Origin of the sequence: Lysobacter ciconiae, from assembly GCF_015209725.1 — a bacterium.
GTDB lineage: Bacteria > Pseudomonadota > Gammaproteobacteria > Xanthomonadales > Xanthomonadaceae > Novilysobacter > Novilysobacter ciconiae.
Map to the genome: position 1 here is coordinate 497,110 of NZ_CP063656.1, position 20,463 is coordinate 517,572.

Genomic DNA, 20,463 nt, shown 5'->3' on the forward strand with positions numbered 1-20,463 from the left:
CTGACGTTCCAATAGAGTGCACGCAATGAAGCAACACGCCATCGATATCTCCATCGCGACGTCACCCCCGCGTCGCCCATGGCCGGCCAGCAGGCGGCTGCGCACGCTTGTCGCCGCCCTGGTGGTGCTGGGGTTGCTGGCCGCGTGTGCCAGCGCGCCGGTTCCCAGCATCCGCCGCGAGGCCGTGCCGCGCACCGCCGAGCAGGTGGCCCAGCCGGCGGCGGACGGCGTCCAGACGCACGCGCTGGGCAGTGTCACCCCCGCCGAAACCCACCAGGGCGGTCCGCGCCCGCAGATCCGGCGCGGCACGGGTCGCTTCATCGATACGGCGGTGGCCAACTCGCCGCCACCGGGCCTGCCGGCGACCACCGGCGAGGCGACCTTCAACTTCGAGGGCGAATCGCTGCACGCGGTGGTCAAGGCCATCCTGGGCGACATGCTGGGGCAGAACTACGTCATCGCGCCGGGCGTGCAGGGCACGGTGACCCTGGCCACGCCCAAGCCCGTCAGCGCGGCGGAGGCGATCAACCTGCTGGACCAGGTGCTGGGCTGGAACAACGCGCGCATGATCTACAGCGGCGGCCGCTACAACATCGTCGCTGCCGACCAGCCGCTCGCCGGCACGGTTGCACCGCGCGCCGGTGGCGCGGCCAGCGCACGCGGCTTCGAGGTCCGCACGGTGCCGCTGCGCTACGTGTCGGCCGAGGAGATGAAGAAGATCCTCGAGCCCTATGCGCGGCCCAACGCGATCGTCGACACCGACGCCTCGCGCAACGTGATCAGCATCGGCGGAACGCGCGCGGAGCTGCAGAACTACCTGCGCACGATCGAGATCTTCGACGTCGACTGGCTGGCGGGCATGTCGGTGGGCGTTTACCCGCTGCAGTCAGGCAAGGCGGTGCGCGTGGTGGAGGACCTGGAGAAGGTGTTCGGCCAGGACAGCAAATCACCGGTGGCCGGGATGTTCCGGTTCATGCCGCTGGAAGGCACCAATGCGGTGATGGTGATCACCTCCCAGCCCGATTACCTGGACAACATCCAGCAATGGCTGGAGCGCATCGACGGCGCCGGCGGCGCGGTGCAGCTGTATTCCTACCAGCTCAAGTACATCAAGGCGCGTGACCTCGCCGACCGGCTGGCGGAGGTCTTCGGCGGCTCGTCCGCCGGCGGCGACAGCGGGGCCAGCGACCGCGGCCCGAGCCTGATGCCCGGCCTGGATTCTGCGGAAATCACCTCCGGCGAAGACGGCTCCAGCATGGGCTTTGGCAACAAGGGCGGCGGCAGCGGCAGCGGCGGCAGCGGGGGCGCAAGCCTGTCCCTCGGGAGCACCCGCAGCGGCAACGCCAGCGTGTCGCTGGAGATCGGTGGCGACAAGGTCGGCGTCTCGGCGGTCGAGGAGACCAACGCCCTGCTGGTGCGTTCCACGCCGCAGGCCTGGCAGTCGATCCGCGACGTGATCGGCCAGCTGGACGTGATGCCGATGCAGGTCCACATCGAGGCCCAGGTGGTCGAGGTGCAGCTGTCGGGCGAGCTGGAATACGGCGTCAACTGGTTCTTCGAGAACGCGGTGACCGACAACGACCTGCCCAGCGCGCTCGGTCGCACCACATGGAGCACGCTGGCGGGCAGCGTCGGCGACGCCAAGGGCACGACCGGCGGCCTGGCATGGACGTTCCTGGGCCGCAATGCGGCGGCGGTGATCAAGGCGCTGGACGCCGTGACCGACGTCAACATGCTGCAGACCCCTTCGGTGGTGGTGCGCAACAACGCCGAGGCGACCTTCAACGTGGGCAGCCGCATCCCGGTGTCCTCGGTGACGGTCAATCCGGGCATCGGCAACGACACCAGCTACAGCCAGGTCCAGTACCTGGACACCGGCGTGATCCTGACGGTCCGCCCGCGCATCACCAAGGACGGCATGGTGTTTCTCGACATCGTCCAGGAGGTCAGTGCCCCCGGCGGCGAGCCGGACCGGTTCGGCAACGTGCGCATCGACACCCGCAAGCTGAAGACCGAGGCGGCGATCCAGAGCGGCGACACGGTGATGCTGGCCGGCCTGATCCGCGACAGCGCAGCCCGCGGGTCGCGCGGCTTCCCGGGCCTGAACCGGATCCCGGTGCTGGGCGGTCTGTTCGGCACCCAGACCTCGACCACCCGGCGCGAGGAGACCATCGTCCTGCTGACGCCCAAGATCATCCGCGACCCCAACGAGGCCCGCGAGCTGACCGACGAATACGGCCGCCGCTTCCGTGCACTGCAGCCCCTGCGGCCGCCCGCGCGGCCGTGATGCCTGTGCCGGCTGGCCCGGTGCGGGTGTGGGTGTCGGTGCCGCGCGCCACGCGCGTCGCCGCGCATGGCTGAGGACGCAACGCCGATGGACGCCGACATCGGCGTGGTGGTGGTCAGCTACCAGAGCCTGGCCACCATCGATGACTGCCTGGCGCGGCTGCGCGACGCTGCCGGCGTGGCGGCGATCCGGGTGGTCGACAACGACTCCACCGATGGCACCGTGGAAGTGATCCAGCGCCACGCCGTGGCCGATCCGCGCGTCCAGTTCATCGCCAACCCCGACAACGCCGGCTTCGGAGTGGCCTGCAACCAGGGCGCCGCGGCGATCGCCGCGCAGGCGCCGTCGTGTCGCTGGCTGGCCTTCGTCAATCCCGATGCACTGGTGGAAGTCGACACCCTGTCGCGCCTGCGTCAGCTTGCGCTGCAACGCCGTGCCGCCGGTGTCGAGGTCCTGCTGGGCGTCGATCTGGTGGATGAGGCCGGAGTACGTGATGCTGCCGCGCGCCGCCGCGCCCCGGATTTTTGGGCAATGCTCGCGGGCGTCGCGGCGCGGCTGCGCGGACGCGACGCCGGAGACGCCCAGGCGCTGGCGATCGAGCCCGACGACGATCTGGAACTGCAGTCGGTGGAGGCGATTTCCGGCGCCCTGATGTTCCTCGCGCGGGCGCGTTTCGAGCGCATTGGCGGCTTCGACGAGGCCTACCGCCTGCATGCGGAGGATCTGGATCTGTGCCGCCGGCTGGCCGCCGATGGCGTCGAGCTCGCGGTCGCGAACCGGGTGCGGGTCGTGCACGTGCGCGGCGTTTCCAGCCGCTCCAATCCCTGCTTCGTGGAGTGGCACAAGCACCGCGGGCTGTGGCGCTACTTCCGCAAGTTCGAGGCCGCCCAGCGTGGCGTCGGCGTGCGAGCGCTGGTGTTTGCCCTCATCTGGGCCCGGTTTCCGTTCGCGGTGGTCCGGGCGATGCTGTCCAGCCGGACCTGAGCCTCAGCGGTAGCGGTTGATCTGCTCGCGCAGCGTGCGCGCCGCGGCGGCCGCGGCATGGGCGAAGTCATCCCCGCTCGAGGCGTACAGCACGGCGCGCGAGGAGCTGACCACCAGCCCGCTGCCATCGTCGGTCCGAGCGTTGCTGACCACCGCCTGCACGTCGCCGCCCTGCGCGCCGACTCCGGGCACCAGGAAGGGCATGTCGCCGACGATCGCGCGCACCTCGCGCAGCTGGCCCGGCCAGGTCGCGCCCACCACCAGCATGCAGTTGCCGTGCCCGTTCCAGTCGCGCGCGATCATCTCGGCGACGCGCTGGTACAGCGGCCGGGTGCCGCCATCGTCGTTGGCGACCGGCAGGTCCTGCAGGTCGCTTGCGCCGGGATTGGAGGTGCGGCACAGGATCACCACGCCGCGGTCGCCGCGGTCCAGGAACGGCTGCACGGAGTCACGGCCCAGATAAGGGTTGGCGGTCACCGCATCGGCGCGGTAGCGCTCGAACGCCTCGCTCGCGTAGTGCTGCGCGGTGCTGCCGATGTCGCCGCGCTTGGCGTCCAGGATCACCGGGATTCCCGCGTGACGCTCGTGGATATGCGCGATCAGCCGTTGCAGGGCATCTTCGGCACCCAGCGCGGCAAAGTGGGCGATCTGCGGCTTGAACGCGCAGACGTGCTCGGCGGTCGCGTCGACGATGTCACGGCAGAAATGGAACACCGCATCGGGGTCATCGGCGAAGCGCGCCGGGAACCTGGACGGCTCCGGATCGAGCCCGACACAGACCAGCGAATCGGCCGCCGTCCAGCGCTGCCGCAGTGCCTGCATGAAGCCCATCGTCCTCTCCTGGTGTCGGTGCGCGCACGCCCACCGGCGCGGCGGGCATGCGGGTGCGTGCTTTCGCGTGCGCCTACTTCAGCGCGCTTACTTCAGCGCCTTGAAACGCAGGCGCTTGGGCTGGGCGCCTTCCTCGCCGAGGCGACGTTTCTTGTCTTCCTCGTACTCGCGGTAGTTGCCCTGGAAATACTCCACGTGCGAATTGCCCTCGAAGGCGAGGATGTGGGTCGCGATGCGGTCCAGGAACCAGCGGTCATGGCTGATCACCACCGCGCAGCCGGGGAACTCCAGCAGCGCGTCTTCCAGCGCACGCAGGGTCTCCACGTCCAGATCGTTGGACGGCTCGTCCAGCAGCAGCACATTGCCGCCCTGCAGCAGGGTCTTGGCCAGGTGCAGGCGGCCGCGCTCACCGCCCGACAGGGTGCCCACCAGCTTCTGCTGGTCCTGGCCCTTGAAGTTGAAGCGGCCCAGGTAGGCGCGCGACTGGATCTCGGTGCCGTTGATGTTGAGGATGTCGGCGCCGCCGGAGATTTCCTGGAACACGTTGTGGTTGCCTTCCAGCTTGTCGCGGCTCTGGTCGACATAGGCGATGTTGGTCGACGGGCCCTTGATGATCTCGCCGCTGTCAGGGGTTTCCTGGCCGGTGATCATCTTGAACAGGGTCGACTTTCCGGCACCGTTGGGGCCGATGATGCCGACGATCGCGCCGGGCGGGATGATGAAGCTCAGGTCGTCGATCAGCAGGCGGTCGCCGAAGGACTTGGAGACGTTCTTGAACTCGATCACCGAGTTGCCCAGGCGCTCGCCGGGCGGGATGAAGATCTCGTTGGTCTCGTTGCGCTTCTGGTACTCGACCGAGTTGAGCTCCTCGAAGCGCGCCAGTCGCGCCTTGCCCTTGGTGCGGCCGCCCTTGGCGTTGCTGCGCACCCATTCCAGCTCCTTGGCCAGCGCCTTCTGGCGGGCCTTCTCACCAGATTCTTCCTGCTTCAGGCGCTCGCCCTTCTGCTCCAGCCACGCGGTGTAGTTGCCCTTCCACGGGATGCCGCGGCCGCGGTCCAGCTCCAGGATCCACTCGGCCGCGTTCTCGAGGAAGTAGCGGTCATGGGTGACGGCCACGACGGTGCCGCTGTAGCGGGCCAGGAACTGCTCCAGCCATTCCACCGACTCGGCGTCCAGGTGGTTGGTCGGCTCGTCCAGCAACAGCATGTCGGGCTTCTGCAGCAGCAGCTGGCACAGCGCCACGCGGCGCTTCTCGCCACCCGACAGCTTGCCCACGATCGCCTCCCACGGCGGCAGGCGCAGCGCGTCGGCGGCCACTTCCAGCTGGTGCTCCAGCGTGTGCGCATCGCCGGCGGCGAGGATCGCCTCCAGGCGCTGCTGCTCGGCGGCGAGCTTGTCGAAGTCGGCGTCTTCCTCCGCGTAGGCCTCGTACACCCGGTCCAGCGCGGCCTGCGCATTGATCACCTCGCCCAAGCCTTCCTCGACCGCTTGGCGCACGGTGTGTTCGGGGTTGAGCTGCGGCTCCTGGGCGAGGTAGCCGACCTTGATGCCTTTGGCCGCGCGCGCCTCGCCGCTGAAGTCCTGGTCGACGCCGGCCATGATCTTGAGCACGGTCGACTTGCCGGAGCCGTTCAGTCCGAGCAGGCCGATCTTGGCGCCGGGGAAGAAGGACAGGGAGATGTCCTTGATGATCTCGCGCTTGGGCGGAACGGTCTTGCTGACACCGTTCATGGTGTAGATGTATTGCGCTGACATGGGGTGCTCCGCAGACAGGCGACCATGCCCGGCACGCGGCAGGGCGATCGAAAAGAATTAGCCGATCATTATCGCGCATCTACAGGCTTTTTGCAGGGCCGGCAATCCCCAAGCAGCCCGGCGTGGGCGACGCGCCGCAGCGGAGGCTAAACTGGGCGACTACCGCCCTCATCCGCTCCTGGAGTGACCATGTTCCCGCGCGACGCACGCATCGAAGGTTTTGACCCCGAACTCGCCCAGGCCATCGCCGACGAGAACCGCCGCCAGGAAGACCACGTCGAGCTGATCGCCAGCGAGAACTACGCCAGCCCGCGGGTGATGGAGGCGCAGGGCAGCCAGCTGACCAACAAGTACGCCGAGGGCTACCCCGGCAAGCGCTATTACGGCGGCTGCGAGTTCGTCGACATCGCAGAGCAACTGGCGATCGACCGGCTGAAGGAACTGTTCGGCGCCGACTACGCCAACGTGCAGCCGCACTCGGGTTCGCAGGCCAACCAGGCGGTGTATTTCTCGCTGCTGCAGCCCGGTGATACCGTTCTCGGCATGAGCCTGGCCCACGGCGGCCACCTCACCCACGGCGCCAAGGTCAACATCAGCGGCAAGCTGTTCAACATCGTCCAGTACGGCGTCGATGACGCGGGAATGATCGACTACGACGAGATGGAGCGCGTGGCGCTCGAGCACAAACCGAAGATGCTGATCGGCGGCTTCAGTGCCTACTCGCAGGTGGTGGACTGGGCGCGGATGCGCGAGATCGCCGACAAGGTGGGCGCGATCTTCTTCGTCGACATGGCCCACGTGGCCGGCCTGATCGCCGCCGGCGTGTACCCCAACCCGCTGCCGCACGCGCACGTGGTGACCTCGACGACCCACAAGACCCTGCGCGGCCCGCGCGGCGGCATCATCCTGGCCAAGAACCCGAGCGAGGACCTGGTCAAGAAGCTGCAGAGCATCGTCTTCCCCGGCCTGCAGGGCGGCCCGCTGATGCACGTGATCGCGGCCAAGGCGGTGGCCTTCAAGGAAGCGCTGGAGCCCGAGTTCAAGGCCTACCAGCAGCAGGTGGTCAAGAACGCCCAGGCGATGGCGGAAACCATCCTCCATCGCGGCTACAAGATCGTCTCCGGCGGCACGAAGAATCACCTGATGCTGATCGACATGATCGGCAAGGGCATCACCGGCAAGGACGCGGAGGCGGCGCTGGGCAAGGCCCACATCACCGTCAACAAGAACGCCGTGCCCAACGACCCGGCCAAGCCGTTCGTGACCTCGGGCCTGCGCATCGGCACCCCGGCGGTGACCACCCGCGGCTATCGCGAGCCGGACTGCGTCGCCCTGGCCAATTGGATCTGCGACGTGCTCGACAACCCCAACGACGAGCAGGTCATCGCCGCGGTGCGTGAAAACGTCACGCAGCAGTGCGCCCAGTTCCCGGTCTACGGTTGAGCCTTGCACTGCCTCTTCTGCCAGCACGTAGACACCCGCGTCATCGACTCGCGGGTGTCCGATGACGGCGCGACGATCCGCCGCCGTCGCGTCTGCGAGGCCTGCGGTGAGCGGTTCTCGACCCTTGAGACGATCGAGCTGAAGCTGCCGGTGATCATCAAGTCCGATGGCCGGCGCGAGGCGTTCGATGCCCGCAAGCTGCGCGCCGGGTTTGACCGCGCCCTGCAGAAACGGCCGGTGGCTGAGGAGCAGATCGAGGCGGCGGTGCGCGCGGTGGTGCACCAGCTGCGCCGCACCACGGAGCGTGAGCTGTCCTCGATTCGCGTCGGCGAGTTCGTCATGGGCGAGCTGCGCAAGCTCGACCACGTGGGCTACGTGCGCTTCGCCTCGGTGTACCGGGCGTTCCAGGACGTGGCCGATTTCCGCGACGAGCTCGACCGGCTGGAGAGCGACAACTCCGGCGACGAGCAATTGCCGCTGCTGGGCGGCGGTGACGACCCGCTGCCGTCGGCCACGCGCAAACGTTGAGCCGGACCTTGGTCGCACCCCTTAACTGCAGGAACCTGTGTTGATGCCCGAGTTCACCGCCACCGACCACCTGATGATGACGCGCGCGCTGCGCCTGGCCGAGCGCGGCGCCTACACCACCCGGCCCAACCCGATGGTCGGCTGCGTCATCGTCAAGGGCGACGAGGTGGTCGGCGAGGGCTGGCACCAGCGCGCCGGCGAAGGCCATGCCGAGGTGCTGGCCCTGCAGGAGGCCGGCAAGCGGGCCAAGGGTGCAACCGTGTACGTGACGCTGGAGCCGTGCGCGCATACCGGCAGTACGGGCCCGTGCGCGGATGCCTTGATCGCCGCCGGTGTGTCGCGCGTGGTCGCGGCGATGCGCGACCCGTTCCCACAGGTCGACGGTGCGGGCTTCGAGCGCCTGCGCGAGGCCGGCATCGAGGTCGCGGAAGGCCTGATGGAAGACCAGGCGCGCGCGCTCAACCGCGGCTACCTGTCGCGACTGGGCCGGGGCCGGCCGTGGGTCCGGATCAAGCTGGCGGCGAGCATGGACGGACGCACCGCGCTGGCCAACGGCGAGTCGAAATGGATCAGCGGACCGGCCTCGCGCAATGACGTGCAGCACTGGCGCGCCCGCGCCGGGGCCATCCTCACCGGCGCCGGCACGGTGCTGGCCGATGACCCGTCGCTGACGGTGCGACTGGACGAGGACATCGCGTTCGTACCGCCCCTGCGCGTGGTGCTGGATCCCGGCTTGGCGACCATCGCGCGCGGCAAGGTGCGCGAGGGCGATGCACCGACGCTGTACATCCACGCTCCCGACACCAAGCTCGCTCGCGGCATCAGCGCGCAGCTGGCGGTGGTGCCGGTGAAAGCGGGCCGCTTTGATCTGGCGGCGGTGCTCAAGCTGCTCGCCGATCGGGGCATCAACGAGGTGATGGTCGAAGCGGGCGCCACGCTGGCGGCCGCCTTCCTGGAGGCCGGACTGGCCGATGAGGTCCTGCTGTACGTCGCGCCGGTCCTGCTGGGCTCGAACGCGCGACCGCTGTTCGACGGCCTCAACGTCGACCACATGGACCAGGTGATGCGCATGGAGACGGTCGAGACCCGGCTGCTGGGTGAGGACATCCGGGTGCTGCTGCGTCCGCGCCCGTCAGGGGCGCGTCCAGGCTAGCCCAGCGCCCAGTCGATCGCCGGGCGGCACAGCGGCAGGTCGGGTTGCTCGCGGCGCTTGCTCAAGGCGCGGCGGGCCGACTGCAGGGCGGTGCGCAGGCCTTCCTCCACCGTCGGGTGGTAGAAGGGCAGGTGCAGCATCGTATCGACGGTCATCTCCTGCTGGATCGCCCAGGCGAGCAGGTGCAGCAGGTGCTCGGCGTCGGGTGCGACCGCCTCCGCTCCCAGGATCCGGGCGTTGCCGGCGTCGACGTAGATGTGCAGCACTCCGGCGTTGCGCCCGGCCATCACCGCGCGGCCCTGGCGGCTGTAGTCGATCTTGCCGACCACGACGCCGGACTCCGGCAACTCGCTGTAGGACAGCCCGGCCTGGCCGGCACCCGGTTCGGTAAAAACGATGCCCAGCGGTGCGCGACGCATCAGGCAATCGGCTTCGGGATGCAGCGCGTGGTAAGCGGCGATGCGTCCCTCATCGGCAGCCTCGTGCAGCAGCGGGCGCTGTCCGCTCACATCGCCGGCGATGTAGACCGGCAGGTCGCCCACCTGCAAGGTTTTGGGATTGAAGGCCGGCATGCCGCGCTCGTCGAGTTCGACGCCGAGGGTGTCCAGGCCGAGACCCTCGATGTTGGGTTGCCGGCCGATTGCCGCGAGCACCCAGTCCACGACGACGCTCCGTTTGCCATCGTCGATCACCGCCCCATTTCCGTCAGCGCGCACCGACATCTCCACGTCGGTGCTGATCGACATCTGTTGGCCGAGCGCGGCCAGCAGGCTGGCGTTGACCTCGGGATCCTTCAGCCCGGCGATCTGGCCGCCCTTGGTGAACCCGTGGACCTCGCACCCCAGCTGCGCGAATGCCTGCGCCAGCTCGACGCCGATCGGGCCTAGCCCGACCACACCCAGGCGCTGACCGGGCGACACCAGTTCAAACACCTCGTCGGAGGTGACCAGCCTGTCGCCGATGGCGCGCCATGCGTCGGGCACGATCGGGCGGGTACCGGTGGCGATGATCACGGCGTCGGCGTGGATCATCTCGCCGTCGACCTCCAGCGTGTTGGCATCGATGAAGCGCGCCTTGCCGCGGATGCTGCGATCGCCCAGGTCCTGGGCGATCTGGATCGAGCCGGCAGTGAAGCGGTCGCGCAGCGTGCGCACGTGCGCCATGACGATTTGCAGATCCGGCTTCAGGCCTCTGGTGCCGTCGATGCCGACCGTGCCAAGCCAGTCCTTGCGCGCGTAGGTGTGGGCGACCTCGATCAGCGCCTTGGACGGCATGCAGCCGACCCGCGCGCAGGTGGTGCCGTAGGGGCCGTGGTTGATCAGCAGCACGTCGTCGGTGTAGCGCTGGGCCTCCTTGAGCGCTGTCAGGCCGGCAGTCCCGGCGCCGAGGATCGCGATGCGGACGCGTCGTGTCATGTTGGGGCTCCCTTGAACGGTTGGCCGGCCAGTATGACGGTCCGTCGATGAGCCATCGGTCGAGGGAGTGCCTCACAGGACGGGTTTCGGGGTTCGCTATGCTCGGGGACCGCGATCCGCCGCCGTGATCGCATCCACCACCCGGCAAGGTCCGTCTGCGACCGCGCCGGGGACAGGAGCCGAACCATGACGAGTCTGGCCAGTAGCCAGCGCGAGCACCTCGCAAAAATGATGGACGAGCGTGAGCCGGTGCTGCGCGAGGAAATCCGCGCCGGACTCAGGCGCATGCGCGTGGAGGGCTACGACGAGTTGCTGTCCGGCACCTCCGACGCCGGTGATGAGTCGCTGGCCTCGCTGGTGACCGACATCAACAACGCCGACGCCAAGCGCGACGCGGTCGAGCTGCAGGACATTTTCGCGGCCCGCGCGCGCATGGCTGACGGCACCTACGGGATCTGCATCGACTGCGACGTGGCGATTCCGTACGAGCGCCTCGAGGCCTATCCGACGGCCAAGCGCTGCCTTGCGTGCCAGCAGGTCCACGAAGCCAAGCGGGCGCAGCGCTGACAAGCTGAGCGCCGCCCCGCGGGTTGCACCGTTCCACCCCGCGCGGCGTCCCGGCGCTCGCCCACTGCTAGAATCGAACCGTCCTCGCATCCGCGAGGGCACACGTAACGTCTTCAGGGCGGGGTGCGATTCCCCACCGGCGGTAGGTCGCCGGCAGCCGGTCACCATGACCGATCGCCACGACAAGCCCGCGAGCGCTCCGGTACCGGCCAAGGCCGATGCAGGGGGTCAGCAGATCCGGTCCGATTCCGGAGCCGACGGTCACAGTCCGGATGAAAGAAGACGGCTGCGCATGGCCCTGTGCCGTGCGCACGCCATGCCTTGTGGCGTTTTTCGCAGACCTCCTACGCGGGAAACGATCCATGTCCAGAGCTGCCTATTTCCTTCGCCGTCCCTGTTCCTGCGTTGTGCAGCGGGAGGCGCGCTGATGTTTACCGGCATCATTGAAGGCGTCGGCCGCATCGCGGCGCGCGAGGCCGTCGGCGGTGACGCCCGGCTCACCATCGAGGTCGGCTCGCTGGCGTTCGACGCGGTGGCGCTGGGCGAGAGCATCGCCGTCAACGGCACCTGCCTGACCGTGGTCGAGTTTGACGCCGACTCCTTCCAGGCCGACGCATCCACCGAAACGCTCGCCCTGACCACCCTGGGCCGACTGGCCGTGGGCGCGCCAGTCAACCTGGAGCGTGCGATGCGTCCGACCGACCGGCTCGGCGGCCATATGGTCAGCGGTCACGTCGACGGCGTCGGCGCGGTCGCGGCGATCACCGACGATGGCCGCGCCCAGCGCTGGCGGTTCACCGCGCCGGCCGATCTGATGCGCTACATCGCGCGCAAGGGCTCGATCTGCGTGGACGGGGTCAGCCTGACGGTGAACGAGGTCGATGCGAGCGGTTTCGCGGTCGCCCTGGTCCCGCACACGGTCTCCCACACCGCCTTTGCCGCCACCCACGTGGGTGATGCGGTCAACCTGGAAATCGATCTGGTGGCGCGTTATGTCGAGCGCCTGCTGGGCCACGCCGATGCCAACGGAGCCACGTCATGAGTTTCGCCCCCATCCCCGAACTGCTGGAAGAGATCCGCGCCGGCCGCATGGTCGTGATCGTCGATGACGAGGGCCGCGAGAACGAGGGCGACCTGATCATGGCCGCCGAGCTGGTCAAGCCGACCGACATCAACTTCATGGTCACCCACGCACGCGGCCTGGTCTGCCTGTCGTTGACCCGCGAGCGCTGCCGCCAGCTGGGCCTGCCGCCGATGGTCCGCGACAACACCTCCCAGCACCACACCAACTTCACCGTCAGCATCGAGGCCGCCGAGGGCGTCACCACCGGCATCTCGGCCTACGACCGCGCACACACGGTGCGTACCGCAGTGCGGCCGGACGCCTCGGCCAGCGACCTCAACCAGCCCGGCCACATCTTCCCGTTGCAGGCCCAGCCCGGCGGCGTGCTCAGCCGCGCCGGCCACACCGAGGCGGCCGCCGATCTGGCGATGATGGCGGGCATGGAGCCGGCCGGGGTGCTGGTGGAGATCCTCAACGCCGACGGCACCATGGCCCGCCGCCCGGAGCTGGAGGTGTTCGCCGCCGAGCACGGCCTGAAGATCGGCTCCATCGAGGACCTGATCCGCTACCGGCTGGAAACCGAGCACACCGTGGAGCGCGTCGATTCGCGCACGATCGAGACCGAGCACGGCCTGTTCCAGCTGATGAGCTACCGCGACCGGCTGAGCCATGGCCTGCATTTCGCACTGACCCTGGGCGAGGCGGATCCGTCAGTGCCCACGCTGGTGCGCGTGCAGGTGCAGAATCCGCTCGCCGACGGGCTGCGCTGGCGTCGCCCGGACTTCGGTCCGGCCGTCGGCGACGTGCTTGCCGCGATCGCCGCGGCGGGTCGCGGTGCGCTGGTGTTGCTGGAGGATCGCGCCGACACCGACGCCTTGCTCGCGCGCATCCGCCATGCCGCCGACCAGGCGCCGCCGCCGGCCAGCGAGGGCGAGACGCTGCACGAGTGGCGTCGCAACGGCGCCGGCAGCCAGATCCTCGCCGACCTGGGGCTGGGCCGGCTGCGGGTGATGGGCACGCCGCGCAAGCAGGTCGGCCTGGCCGGCTTCGGCCTGGAGGTGGTCGAGTACGTCGACGCCGGGCCGCGCTAACCCGGCGCGCGCTAAACTGTCCGGTCGCGCAACAGCGCGATGCCGCTTACCTACAAGGCGTTCGTTCCCATGTCCCATATCGAAGGCGATCTGCGCAGCCCCGACGGCGCGCGTTTCGCGATCATCGCCAGCCGCTGGAATCCCCGCATCACCGACAGCCTGGTCGAGGCGGCGCGCAAGGCGTTTGCCGAGCACGGCGTCACCGAGGAAGCCATCGACGTGGTGCGGGTGCCCGGCGCGTGGGAGATCCCGGTCACTGCGCGGCAGCTCGCCACCGCCGGCAAACATGTGGCGATCGTGGCCCTGGGCTGCGTGGTGCGCGGCGACACGCGCCACTACGAGCAGGTCGCCGATGGCTGCTCGGAAGGCCTGATGCGCGTCGCGCTGGATACCGGCGTGCCGGTCTGCAACGGCGTGCTGGCGGTCGAACGGCATGAGGATGCGCAGGCACGCGCCGGCGGCAACCACGGCAACAAGGGCGAGGAAGTGGCAATGGCAGCGCTGGAAATGAGCAACCTGATGGAGCGCCTGGCATGAACCAGCGTCGACGCCCCGGTGGCATCGATCCGATCGGGCGCTCGCGCGCGCGCCGGCGTGCGCTGCAGGCACTTTACGCGTGGCAGATGTCGGGCTCCCGCGCCAACGAGATCGTCAGCCAGTTCGCCCATGAACAGGCCCGCGAGGTCGCCGACCTGGCGTACTTCGAGGACCTCGTGCATGGCGTAGCCAAGCACCGCGCGGAGCTCGACGACAGCCTGGCGCCTTTCCTGGACCGGGAGATCGGCCTGGTCGACGCCATCGAACTGGCCGTGCTCCGGATCGCGGCCTATGAGCTGCAGCACCGCCCCGACGTGCCCTACCGCGTGGTCATCAACGAGGCGATCGAGTCGGTCAAGCGCTTCGGCGCCGAGCACGGCCACACCTACGTCAATGGCGTGCTCGACCATGCCGCCGCGCAGTGGCGTGCGGTGGAAGTCGGCGCGTCCCGGCGCTGAGCCGGGCATCGCCGCGCACGCAGGCCGGTCAGCCCGTCCGCATCGGAACGAGGAGGGCGCATGGCCGAGTTCGACCTGATTGAGCGGATCCGCTCGCGCGCGCCTTCCCGCGCGGACGTGGTGCTGGGCATCGGCGATGACGCGGCGGTGGTGCGGGTGCCGGCGGACCGCGAGCTGGTCATCTGCACCGACACGCTCAATGCCGGCGTGCATTTCCCGCTGCACACCGCGCCGTTCGATATCGGCTGGAAGGCGCTGGCGGTAAACCTGTCCGATCTTGCCGCCATGGGCGCGCAGCCTGCCTGGTGCACGCTGTCACTGTCGATTCCCGGCGATGATCCGGTCTGGCTGGACAGCTTCCTGGACGGTTTCCTGGCCCTTGCCGGACAACACGCAATCGCGCTGATTGGCGGCGACACCACGCGCGGACCGCTCTCGATCGGCGTGACCGTGCACGGATTGTTGGAGCCGGGCCGCGCCCTGCGGCGCAGCGGTGCGCAGCTGGGGGACGACATCTGGGTCAGCTGCACCCTGGGCGACGCCGCGGCCGCGCTTGTGCTGATGGGCAAAGCCGATGCCGGTGCGATTGCAGGCGGGGACACGAACGCCAGTCCCCTGGCCGAGCTGCGCGAGCGTCTGGACCGGCCGCAGCCGCGCGTGGCGCTTGGCCTGGGGCTGGTCGGGGTCGCCCACGCGGCGATCGATATCTCCGACGGCCTGTGGTCCGACCTCGGCCACGTGTGCAAGGCAAGCGGGCTGGGCGCCGTGCTCGAGGTGGATGCACTGCCGGCCTCGCCGGCCCTGGCGCTGGGGTTCGACACCACGGCCCGCCGCACGCTGCAGGCATCCGGTGGCGACGATTACGAGCTGTGTTTCACCGCACCGGCGGGCGCCCGCGCGCAGATTGAAGCGATCGCGGTGCAGACCGGCACGCCAGTGACCCGTATCGGCCGAATGGTCGCAGGCACCCAGGTGGCCGGCGTCGACGCCGACGATGCTCCCTGGGTGCCCGAACGCACGGGTTGGGTGCATTTCTCCGACTGAATCGGCGCGGCCGATGCGGTCTCGCTCAAACGCTCAGAGCGGCTCGAAGCGGTTGGCGTCGACGTTCTTGCGCACGTGCGCGGGATCCCAGATGCGGCCGTTCATGGCGATGTGCACACCCCCGGGCAGCGACTGCACCGCGCCCACGGCGGTACCGATGTTGAACACCGCATCGGAGCCGTGGAAGCGCGCCGGGTTGAGGGCGCCGGTCAACACAATCGTCTTGCCCTCGATGCCGGCCAGGACCTTGGCCGTTTCCACCATCGAATCGGTGCCGTGGGTCACCAGCACGTGGCGGAGGTCCTGCGCGGCGATGGTCGCGCGGATCAGTTCGCGGTCGCCGTCGTCCAGGTGCAGGGAATCCTTGCGCAGGATCGGGATGACGCGGTAGCGGAAAGCCACGCCCAGCTCCTCCAGGATGCGGCCGATCTGCGGCTCGCCGATCTGGTAGTCCGACTTGTCATCGAAGTAGATCTTGTCGATGGTGCCGCCGGTGGTGACGATGCAGAGCTGGTCCATGGAGCGTCCGGGCTGGAGGGGACCGCCAATTATAGGCGCGTCCAGCCGCACTCCCGACCGGCCGCATTCGGCCGGCTGCCGGCACTCAACCGGATCCACGCGCCGCGCCGGTCAGGACGTCAGGCTTCGACCTCGTCGCTGTCGGTTTCCGGCAGCAGTTCCAGCGCCGACGGAGTGGTGCGCAGCATCGCGTGGAACTGGGCCGGTTCGCCGCGGTCGCGCTGGCGCAGCAGGCGGCGTCCGCCCACCACCACCGCCAGCAACAGCAGGGTGACAACGAAGAACGCCGGCAAGGCCTGCGGCCCCAGCCGAGCCATCAGGGTGCCGGCAATCGCCGGCCCGATCGCCGAGCCGATGCCGTTGAGCAGCAGCAGGCTGCTGCAGCCGGCTAGGACATGCTCGTTGGGCAGGTGGTCCAGCAGGTGCGCCACGCAGACCGGGTAGACCGCAAACAACAAGCCGCCAAACACGAAGAACAGGCTCAGCAATACCCAGGTGTTCGCCCCCGCGCTGATCATGATCAGGCCAGCGAGGACGGCGGCGAGCGCGCAGATGAAGACCAGCGCCGTGCGGCGGTCGCCGCGGTCGGAGAGCCGGCCAATGGGCAGCTGCAAAAGGGCGCCACCCAGGATCGTCACGCTGACCAGCGCCGACACGCCGGCCAGGTCCAGGCCGATGCCGGTGGCGTACACCGCCGACATGCCCCAGAACGCGCCGAGCGCCAGCCCGCCCAGCAACGCGCCAGTGCTTGCCGCCGGCGCCAGGCGGTACAGCTGCGGCAACCGAAGGTGCACACTGGCCGGGGTGTCGGGCTGGACCATGCGGCTGGACGTCACCGGCAGCGCCGCCAGGCAGATCAGGATCGCGACCAGGCTGAAGGGAATGAACAGCAGCGGCGAAAACACCCCGAGCAGCCACTGCCCGGCCGCCAGCGCGAACAGGTTGATGGCCATGTAGAGGGCGAATATCCGGCTGCGCTGTTCGGCTGCGGCCGACGCGTTGAGCCAGCTCTCGATGACCGTGTACAGGCCGACCAGCGCCACCCCGCTGAGGAGCCGCAGCGCGGCCCAGGTCCAGGGTTCGACGAAGATCGGATGCAGCAGCACCACGGTTGCGCACAGACAGGCGTAGAACGCGAACGAGCGGACGTGGCCGATGCGGCGGATCAGCTTGGGCGCCGCGAACGTGCCCAGGAAGAAGCCGCCGAAGTAGGCCGACATGATCAGGCCGATGACCTGGTCGTCCCAGCCCTCCAGTCCGCCGCGCACGGCGACCAGCGTACTGAGCAGGCCGCTTCCGGCCAGCAGCAGGGCAACGCCGATCAACAACGACAGCAGGGGGCGTACGGCGGCAATCACGGACTGGCGCAAACCGGACTCGGATGGCCGCTCACGCTAGCACAAGCCCCGGTCCGCTCGGGGCGCCTGCGGCACCTCAGGCGGGCCGGCGCTGGCGGGAGAGGGTGATCACCGCCACGCCAACGAGGATGATCGCCATGCCGGCCAGATCGAACGGGCCCACTGTCTCGCCCACCAGCAGCACGCCCAGCAGGACGGCTACCGGCGGGTTGACGTAGGCGTAACTGGTCGCCACCGCCGGCCGCGCATGCTTGAGGACATACAGATAAGCGCTGAACGCGAGGATCGAGCCGAACACCGCCAGATAGGCCACGGCCAGCGTGGCCTTCAGGCTGGGGTTGGCCGGCAGGGTCTCGCCGCTGGCGAAGCCGACCGCCAGCAGGGCGACGCTGGCGCACAGCATCTGCGCCGCGGTGTTCATCGGTCCGGCCGGCATGTCCTGGCGCCGGCTCCACACCGAGCCGAATGCCCAGCACGCCGCCGCCATCAACAACGCCGCCGCGCCGACGATTTCGCCGGACAGATTGCTGCCGGTGTTGAGCACGATCACGCCGACAAAGCCGACCAGCAGGCCGAGGCCTTCGCGGCGGGTCGGCCACTGGCCGAAAAGCACGCCAAACGCCGCGGCAAACAACGGCATGCTCGAAATCGCGACCGCGGCAATCCCGGAGCTCACGCGCTCCTCGGCGAAGCAGACCAGACCGTTGCCGAACCCGAGCAGCAATACGCCGGTGATCGCCGCATTGCGCCATTGCAGACGGGTCGGCAACGCATGCCCGCGCCAGCGCAGGAACGCGAACAGCAGCACGCCGGCAGCCGTGAACCGCAACCCGGCCAGCAGGAACGGCGGGTAACTCTCCAGCGCGTAGCGGATGCCGAGATAGGTCGAGCCCCAGACCAGATACAACGCCAGCAACGCGAGCGGGATCAACACCTTCGGCTCCAGCAGGCCGGTTGGCTCGGAAGGCGGTGCCGCCGTGTTCGGGAGCGGGGATTCGGACATGACGACGTGCCGTGGATGGGTGGTCATTGTCCGCTGACCGCTGCACCGGCACGAGTGCCGCAAAGGAGGGCCCCGCGATGGCGTCGCACTGCGTCACCCGGATGGGGGGCGCAACACCGTTTCCACGTTGACGATGTCGACGCCCTGCATCTGCCCCAGCAGGCTGTCGAACCACGGTTTGTGGGACGCGCCGACGATCGACAGCACGCGCGCACCCGGCTGCTCGCGGAACGCCGCGCGGATATTGGCCACCATGCGCAGGTTGCGGGTCTCCCAGCCGGCGACATAGATCTGCGCGTATTGCCCCGGCGACGCCTCGCGCATCGCGGCGCCGAAGTCGCTGTCGGCCTGCACGCGGCGGACGTCCGGACGGTTGATGTAGCGGTACAACGCCAGCAGGTCGCCATTTTTCTTGAGTTCGTCCTCGTGCTGGCGCAGGGGCTGCGTCTGTGCTTCGGCGGACTTCCATGCCTGCCGGATGGCATTGGCGTAAGCACCCACCTCCGCGTCCGGTATCGCGGCGTTGTCGCCGGTGTGATCGTCGACCGGAAATACACGCTGCAATCCCAGCCGGGCGGCCAGCCGTGCCGCAATCTGGGAGTCCTCGCTGTTGCTGGTTGCGAGCTTGTCCAGCCGCACCACCAGCGCATCGTCCAGCCCATTGCCAACGCGCCGCTCGGCTTCCGCCAGCTGCAGCCATTGAGTCAATGCCGAGGTCGGCTCGTTCGCGGCCAGAAACAGCGCCGCCAGATGCCGGCGCGCTGCCGGGCCGGGTTGCGTCGGCCAATCCGCCAAGGTTTTGCTCACCGCGGCGATCGCCGCCGGGACATCCAGGCCGGTCGCGGCTCTGGCTTCATCGGTTTTACCGCAGTACGGGGAGATGCGTTCCGGGCCGTAGACCGTCGGATGGCGCGCCATCAGGTCGCAGCTTTCGCCGGAGATCGCCTCGATGGTGATGATCTCGGGTTTGAAGGCCGCCAATCGCTCCAGCACCAGTTCCAGTGATTCGGGCTGGAAGCCTTTCGCCATCTCGGAAAGGTGCACGCTGCCCAGTACCAATACCTGTGCCCGGGGGCCTGCCATGTCTTTGTCCAGCGCGGACAGGTCGACCTGCGCCTGGGCCACACCGAGCCATCCCAAAGCCAACGACAACCCGACAATCACCCATCGTTTCTTCACGGTTTGCTCCCATTGGATGTACGCGTAAAGGTAGTCGGGACAGCCGCGCCCGAACAATCCCTTTTCCACCCGTATCCCGACCCTCCGAAGGTAACCACGATGTCCCAGACCAGAACCGTCAACCGCCAGATCACGCTGGCCTCCCGCCCGGTTGGCGCACCCACCGCATCCGACTTCAAAATGCTGGAAACCGCGGTTTCGGCACCAGCGGAAGGTCAGGTGCTGCTGCGCAATCTGTACCTCTCGCTGGATCCGTACATGCGCGGGCGCATGAGCGATGCGCCCTCGTATGCCGCGCCCGTGGGGATCGGCGAGGTCATGGGTGCGGGCACCGTGGCGCGGGTGGAAACCTCGCGCCACCCCGATTACCGCGTTGGCGATCTGGTGCTGGCCTATGGCGGCTGGCAGGACTTCACGCTGTCCGATGGCAGTGGCGTGAGCCGGCTGGGTGCGGACATGGCGCGGCCGTCGCTGGCCCTGGGCGTGCTCGGCATGCCCGGCTTCACCGCCTACATGGGCCTGCTCGACATCGGCCAGCCCAAGGCCGGCGATACGGTGGTGGTGGCCGCCGCCAGTGGCGCGGTCGGCTCGGTGGTCGGCCAGATCGCCAAGTTGAAGGGTTGCCGGATCGTGGGTATCGCCGGCGGCGCGGAAAAGTGCCGTTACGTGATCGACGAGTTGGGCTTCGACGATTGCATCGATCACCGCGCCGGCGACTTCCCTGCGCGGCTGGCAGCGGCCTGCGCGGACGGCATCGATGTCTATTTCGAGAATGTCGGTGGCGCGGTGTTCGATGCGGTGCTGCCGTTGCTGAATCCCAAGGCGCGGATTCCGGTGTGCGGGCTGGTCGCGAACTACAACGACACCGCGCTGCCGCCCGGTCCGGATCGGCTCGGACTGCTGGCGCGCACGTTGTTGACCAGGCGCATCAAAATGCAGGGCTTCATCATCTTTGATGACTACGGCGACCGCTACGGCGAGTTCCTCGCGGTCATGGCCGACTGGGTGCGGGACGGCAAGATCAAATACCGCGAGGACATCGTCGACGGTCTGGAGAATGCACCGCAGGCATTCATCGGCCTGCTGGAGGGCCGCAACTTCGGCAAGCTGGTAGTCCGGATCGCGACCAGCGACACACCTGCCTGACGGTTCACCACGCTGCATGACTATTGGCCGGCGAAGGCCCGCCGGCCCGCCCCTAGACTCGATCGTCCGAGTCGATCCGCGTATGCGCAAAGGGGATGAAGT

General features: G+C 68.6%; 19 protein-coding genes and 1 riboswitch. Of the genes, 12 read left to right on the forward strand and 7 right to left on the reverse strand.

From position 1 onward, the window contains the following. Positions 1-25: 25 nt before the first annotated feature. Both gspD and INQ41_RS02230 read left to right on the forward strand, forming a co-directional pair. Positions 26-2,287 (forward strand): type II secretion system secretin GspD, encoded by a 2,262-nt coding sequence (gspD, locus tag INQ41_RS02225; RefSeq protein WP_193985875.1) that lies wholly within the window; start codon positions 26-28, stop codon positions 2,285-2,287. A gap of 66 nt (positions 2,288-2,353) precedes the next feature. After that, positions 2,354-3,271, forward strand: coding sequence for a glycosyltransferase (locus INQ41_RS02230; RefSeq protein ID WP_228076672.1), 918 nt, complete (start codon positions 2,354-2,356; stop codon positions 3,269-3,271). Positions 3,272-3,274: 3 nt separating this feature from the next. Here INQ41_RS02230 and pyrF read toward each other — a convergent pair whose 3' ends face one another. Further along, complete coding sequence (gene pyrF, locus INQ41_RS02235) at positions 3,275-4,102, reverse strand: orotidine-5'-phosphate decarboxylase (RefSeq protein ID WP_193985877.1); 828 nt, start codon at positions 4,100-4,102, stop codon at positions 3,275-3,277. A gap of 87 nt (positions 4,103-4,189) precedes the next feature. Further along, positions 4,190-5,857: an energy-dependent translational throttle protein EttA gene (gene ettA / locus INQ41_RS02240; RefSeq protein WP_193985879.1), complete on the reverse strand. Its 1,668-nt coding sequence runs from the start codon at positions 5,855-5,857 to the stop codon at positions 4,190-4,192. A 189-nt stretch (positions 5,858-6,046) separates the two neighbouring features. On the opposite strand from ettA, the gene glyA reads away from it, so the two are divergent. Genes glyA through ribD form a run of 3 tightly spaced genes read left to right on the forward strand, consistent with a single transcriptional unit; the run spans position 6,047 to position 8,981 of the window. Beyond that, positions 6,047-7,300 (forward strand): serine hydroxymethyltransferase, encoded by a 1,254-nt coding sequence (glyA, locus tag INQ41_RS02245; RefSeq protein ID WP_193985881.1) that lies wholly within the window; start codon positions 6,047-6,049, stop codon positions 7,298-7,300. Positions 7,301-7,303: 3 nt separating this feature from the next. Further along, positions 7,304-7,828 carry a transcriptional regulator NrdR gene (nrdR, locus tag INQ41_RS02250; RefSeq protein ID WP_193985883.1) on the forward strand — a complete coding sequence of 175 codons (525 nt, stop codon included), beginning with the start codon at positions 7,304-7,306 and terminating at the stop codon, positions 7,826-7,828. A gap of 43 nt (positions 7,829-7,871) precedes the next feature. Further along, positions 7,872-8,981, forward strand: coding sequence for a bifunctional diaminohydroxyphosphoribosylaminopyrimidine deaminase/5-amino-6-(5-phosphoribosylamino)uracil reductase RibD (gene ribD / locus INQ41_RS02255; protein WP_193985884.1), 1,110 nt, complete (start codon positions 7,872-7,874; stop codon positions 8,979-8,981). On the opposite strand, the gene INQ41_RS02260 is transcribed toward ribD, so the two are convergent. Next, a complete protein-coding gene (locus tag INQ41_RS02260; RefSeq protein WP_193985886.1) occupies positions 8,978-10,396 on the reverse strand; it encodes a dihydrolipoyl dehydrogenase in 1,419 nt (472 codons plus the stop codon). The genes ribD and INQ41_RS02260 overlap by 4 nt on opposite strands. A 186-nt stretch (positions 10,397-10,582) precedes the next feature. Here INQ41_RS02260 and INQ41_RS02265 point away from each other — a divergent pair, with 186 nt between their 5' ends. From INQ41_RS02265 to thiL, 6 genes are all read left to right on the forward strand, one after another. Continuing rightward, a complete protein-coding gene (locus tag INQ41_RS02265) occupies positions 10,583-10,963 on the forward strand; it encodes a TraR/DksA family transcriptional regulator (RefSeq protein ID WP_193985888.1) in 381 nt (126 codons plus the stop codon). Between the two features lie 105 nt (positions 10,964-11,068). Next, positions 11,069-11,251, forward strand: a riboswitch (FMN riboswitch). A gap of 139 nt (positions 11,252-11,390) precedes the next feature. Beyond that, entirely contained in the window at positions 11,391-12,005 is a 615-nt protein-coding gene (locus tag INQ41_RS02270) for a riboflavin synthase (protein ID WP_193985890.1), read from the forward strand. Next, positions 12,002-13,117, forward strand: coding sequence for a 3,4-dihydroxy-2-butanone-4-phosphate synthase (gene ribB, locus INQ41_RS02275; protein ID WP_193985892.1), 1,116 nt, complete (start codon positions 12,002-12,004; stop codon positions 13,115-13,117). The genes INQ41_RS02270 and ribB overlap by 4 nt, the downstream gene beginning before the upstream one ends. 69 nt (positions 13,118-13,186) lie before the next feature. Further along, entirely contained in the window at positions 13,187-13,654 is a 468-nt protein-coding gene (ribH, locus tag INQ41_RS02280; protein WP_193985893.1) for a 6,7-dimethyl-8-ribityllumazine synthase, read from the forward strand. Then, positions 13,651-14,112: a transcription antitermination factor NusB gene (gene nusB / locus INQ41_RS02285; protein ID WP_193985894.1), complete on the forward strand. Its 462-nt coding sequence runs from the start codon at positions 13,651-13,653 to the stop codon at positions 14,110-14,112. The genes ribH and nusB overlap by 4 nt, the downstream gene beginning before the upstream one ends. A gap of 60 nt (positions 14,113-14,172) precedes the next feature. Then, the gene (gene thiL / locus INQ41_RS02290) at positions 14,173-15,156 is read left to right on the forward strand and encodes a thiamine-phosphate kinase (RefSeq protein WP_193985895.1); all 984 of its coding nucleotides are present in this window, start codon (positions 14,173-14,175) and stop codon (positions 15,154-15,156) included. A 33-nt stretch (positions 15,157-15,189) separates the two neighbouring features. Here the strand turns inward: thiL and INQ41_RS02295 are convergent, their stop codons facing one another. The 4 genes from INQ41_RS02295 to INQ41_RS02310 all read right to left on the reverse strand — a co-directional run bounded on the left by INQ41_RS02295 (position 15,190) and on the right by INQ41_RS02310 (position 19,200). Continuing rightward, positions 15,190-15,675 carry an asparaginase domain-containing protein gene (locus tag INQ41_RS02295; RefSeq protein WP_193985896.1) on the reverse strand — a complete coding sequence of 162 codons (486 nt, stop codon included), beginning with the start codon at positions 15,673-15,675 and terminating at the stop codon, positions 15,190-15,192. A 119-nt stretch (positions 15,676-15,794) separates the two neighbouring features. Next, positions 15,795-17,045 (reverse strand): MFS transporter, encoded by a 1,251-nt coding sequence (locus INQ41_RS02300; protein WP_228076673.1) that lies wholly within the window; start codon positions 17,043-17,045, stop codon positions 15,795-15,797. Between the two features lie 64 nt (positions 17,046-17,109). Continuing rightward, entirely contained in the window at positions 17,110-18,036 is a 927-nt protein-coding gene (yedA, locus tag INQ41_RS02305) for a drug/metabolite exporter YedA (protein WP_193985897.1), read from the reverse strand. A 93-nt stretch (positions 18,037-18,129) separates the two neighbouring features. Continuing rightward, on the reverse strand, positions 18,130-19,200 hold the full coding sequence (locus INQ41_RS02310) for a DUF5694 domain-containing protein (RefSeq protein WP_193987164.1): 1,071 nt from the start codon (positions 19,198-19,200) through the stop codon (positions 18,130-18,132). 114 nt (positions 19,201-19,314) lie between these two features. Between INQ41_RS02310 and INQ41_RS02315 the strand changes: the two genes are divergently transcribed. After that, positions 19,315-20,361, forward strand: coding sequence for an NADP-dependent oxidoreductase (locus INQ41_RS02315; protein ID WP_193985898.1), 1,047 nt, complete (start codon positions 19,315-19,317; stop codon positions 20,359-20,361). Positions 20,362-20,463: the final 102 nt, after the last annotated feature.

Excerpts from the sequence above, each read along its gene's own strand:
- ribH (WP_193985893.1), top strand. The coding sequence starts at position 13,187 with ATGTCCCATATCGAAGGCGATCTGCGCAGCCCCGACGGCGCGCGTTTC.
- INQ41_RS02270 (WP_193985890.1), top strand. The coding sequence starts at position 11,391 with ATGTTTACCGGCATCATTGAAGGCGTCGGCCGCATCGCGGCGCGCGAG.
- INQ41_RS02265 (WP_193985888.1), top strand. The coding sequence starts at position 10,583 with ATGACGAGTCTGGCCAGTAGCCAGCGCGAGCACCTCGCAAAAATGATG.
- INQ41_RS02230 (WP_228076672.1), top strand. The coding sequence starts at position 2,354 with ATGGCTGAGGACGCAACGCCGATGGACGCCGACATCGGCGTGGTGGTG.
- yedA (WP_193985897.1), bottom strand. The coding sequence starts at position 18,036 with ATGTCCGAATCCCCGCTCCCGAACACGGCGGCACCGCCTTCCGAGCCA.
- thiL (WP_193985895.1), top strand. The coding sequence starts at position 14,173 with ATGGCCGAGTTCGACCTGATTGAGCGGATCCGCTCGCGCGCGCCTTCC.
- nusB (WP_193985894.1), top strand. The coding sequence starts at position 13,651 with ATGAACCAGCGTCGACGCCCCGGTGGCATCGATCCGATCGGGCGCTCG.
- INQ41_RS02260 (WP_193985886.1), bottom strand. The coding sequence starts at position 10,396 with ATGACACGACGCGTCCGCATCGCGATCCTCGGCGCCGGGACTGCCGGC.
- INQ41_RS02295 (WP_193985896.1), bottom strand. The coding sequence starts at position 15,675 with ATGGACCAGCTCTGCATCGTCACCACCGGCGGCACCATCGACAAGATC.
- pyrF (WP_193985877.1), bottom strand. The coding sequence starts at position 4,102 with ATGGGCTTCATGCAGGCACTGCGGCAGCGCTGGACGGCGGCCGATTCG.
- ribD (WP_193985884.1), top strand. The coding sequence starts at position 7,872 with ATGCCCGAGTTCACCGCCACCGACCACCTGATGATGACGCGCGCGCTG.
- ribB (WP_193985892.1), top strand. The coding sequence starts at position 12,002 with ATGAGTTTCGCCCCCATCCCCGAACTGCTGGAAGAGATCCGCGCCGGC.
- gspD (WP_193985875.1), top strand. The coding sequence starts at position 26 with ATGAAGCAACACGCCATCGATATCTCCATCGCGACGTCACCCCCGCGT.
- INQ41_RS02315 (WP_193985898.1), top strand. The coding sequence starts at position 19,315 with ATGTCCCAGACCAGAACCGTCAACCGCCAGATCACGCTGGCCTCCCGC.
- ettA (WP_193985879.1), bottom strand. The coding sequence starts at position 5,857 with ATGTCAGCGCAATACATCTACACCATGAACGGTGTCAGCAAGACCGTT.
- glyA (WP_193985881.1), top strand. The coding sequence starts at position 6,047 with ATGTTCCCGCGCGACGCACGCATCGAAGGTTTTGACCCCGAACTCGCC.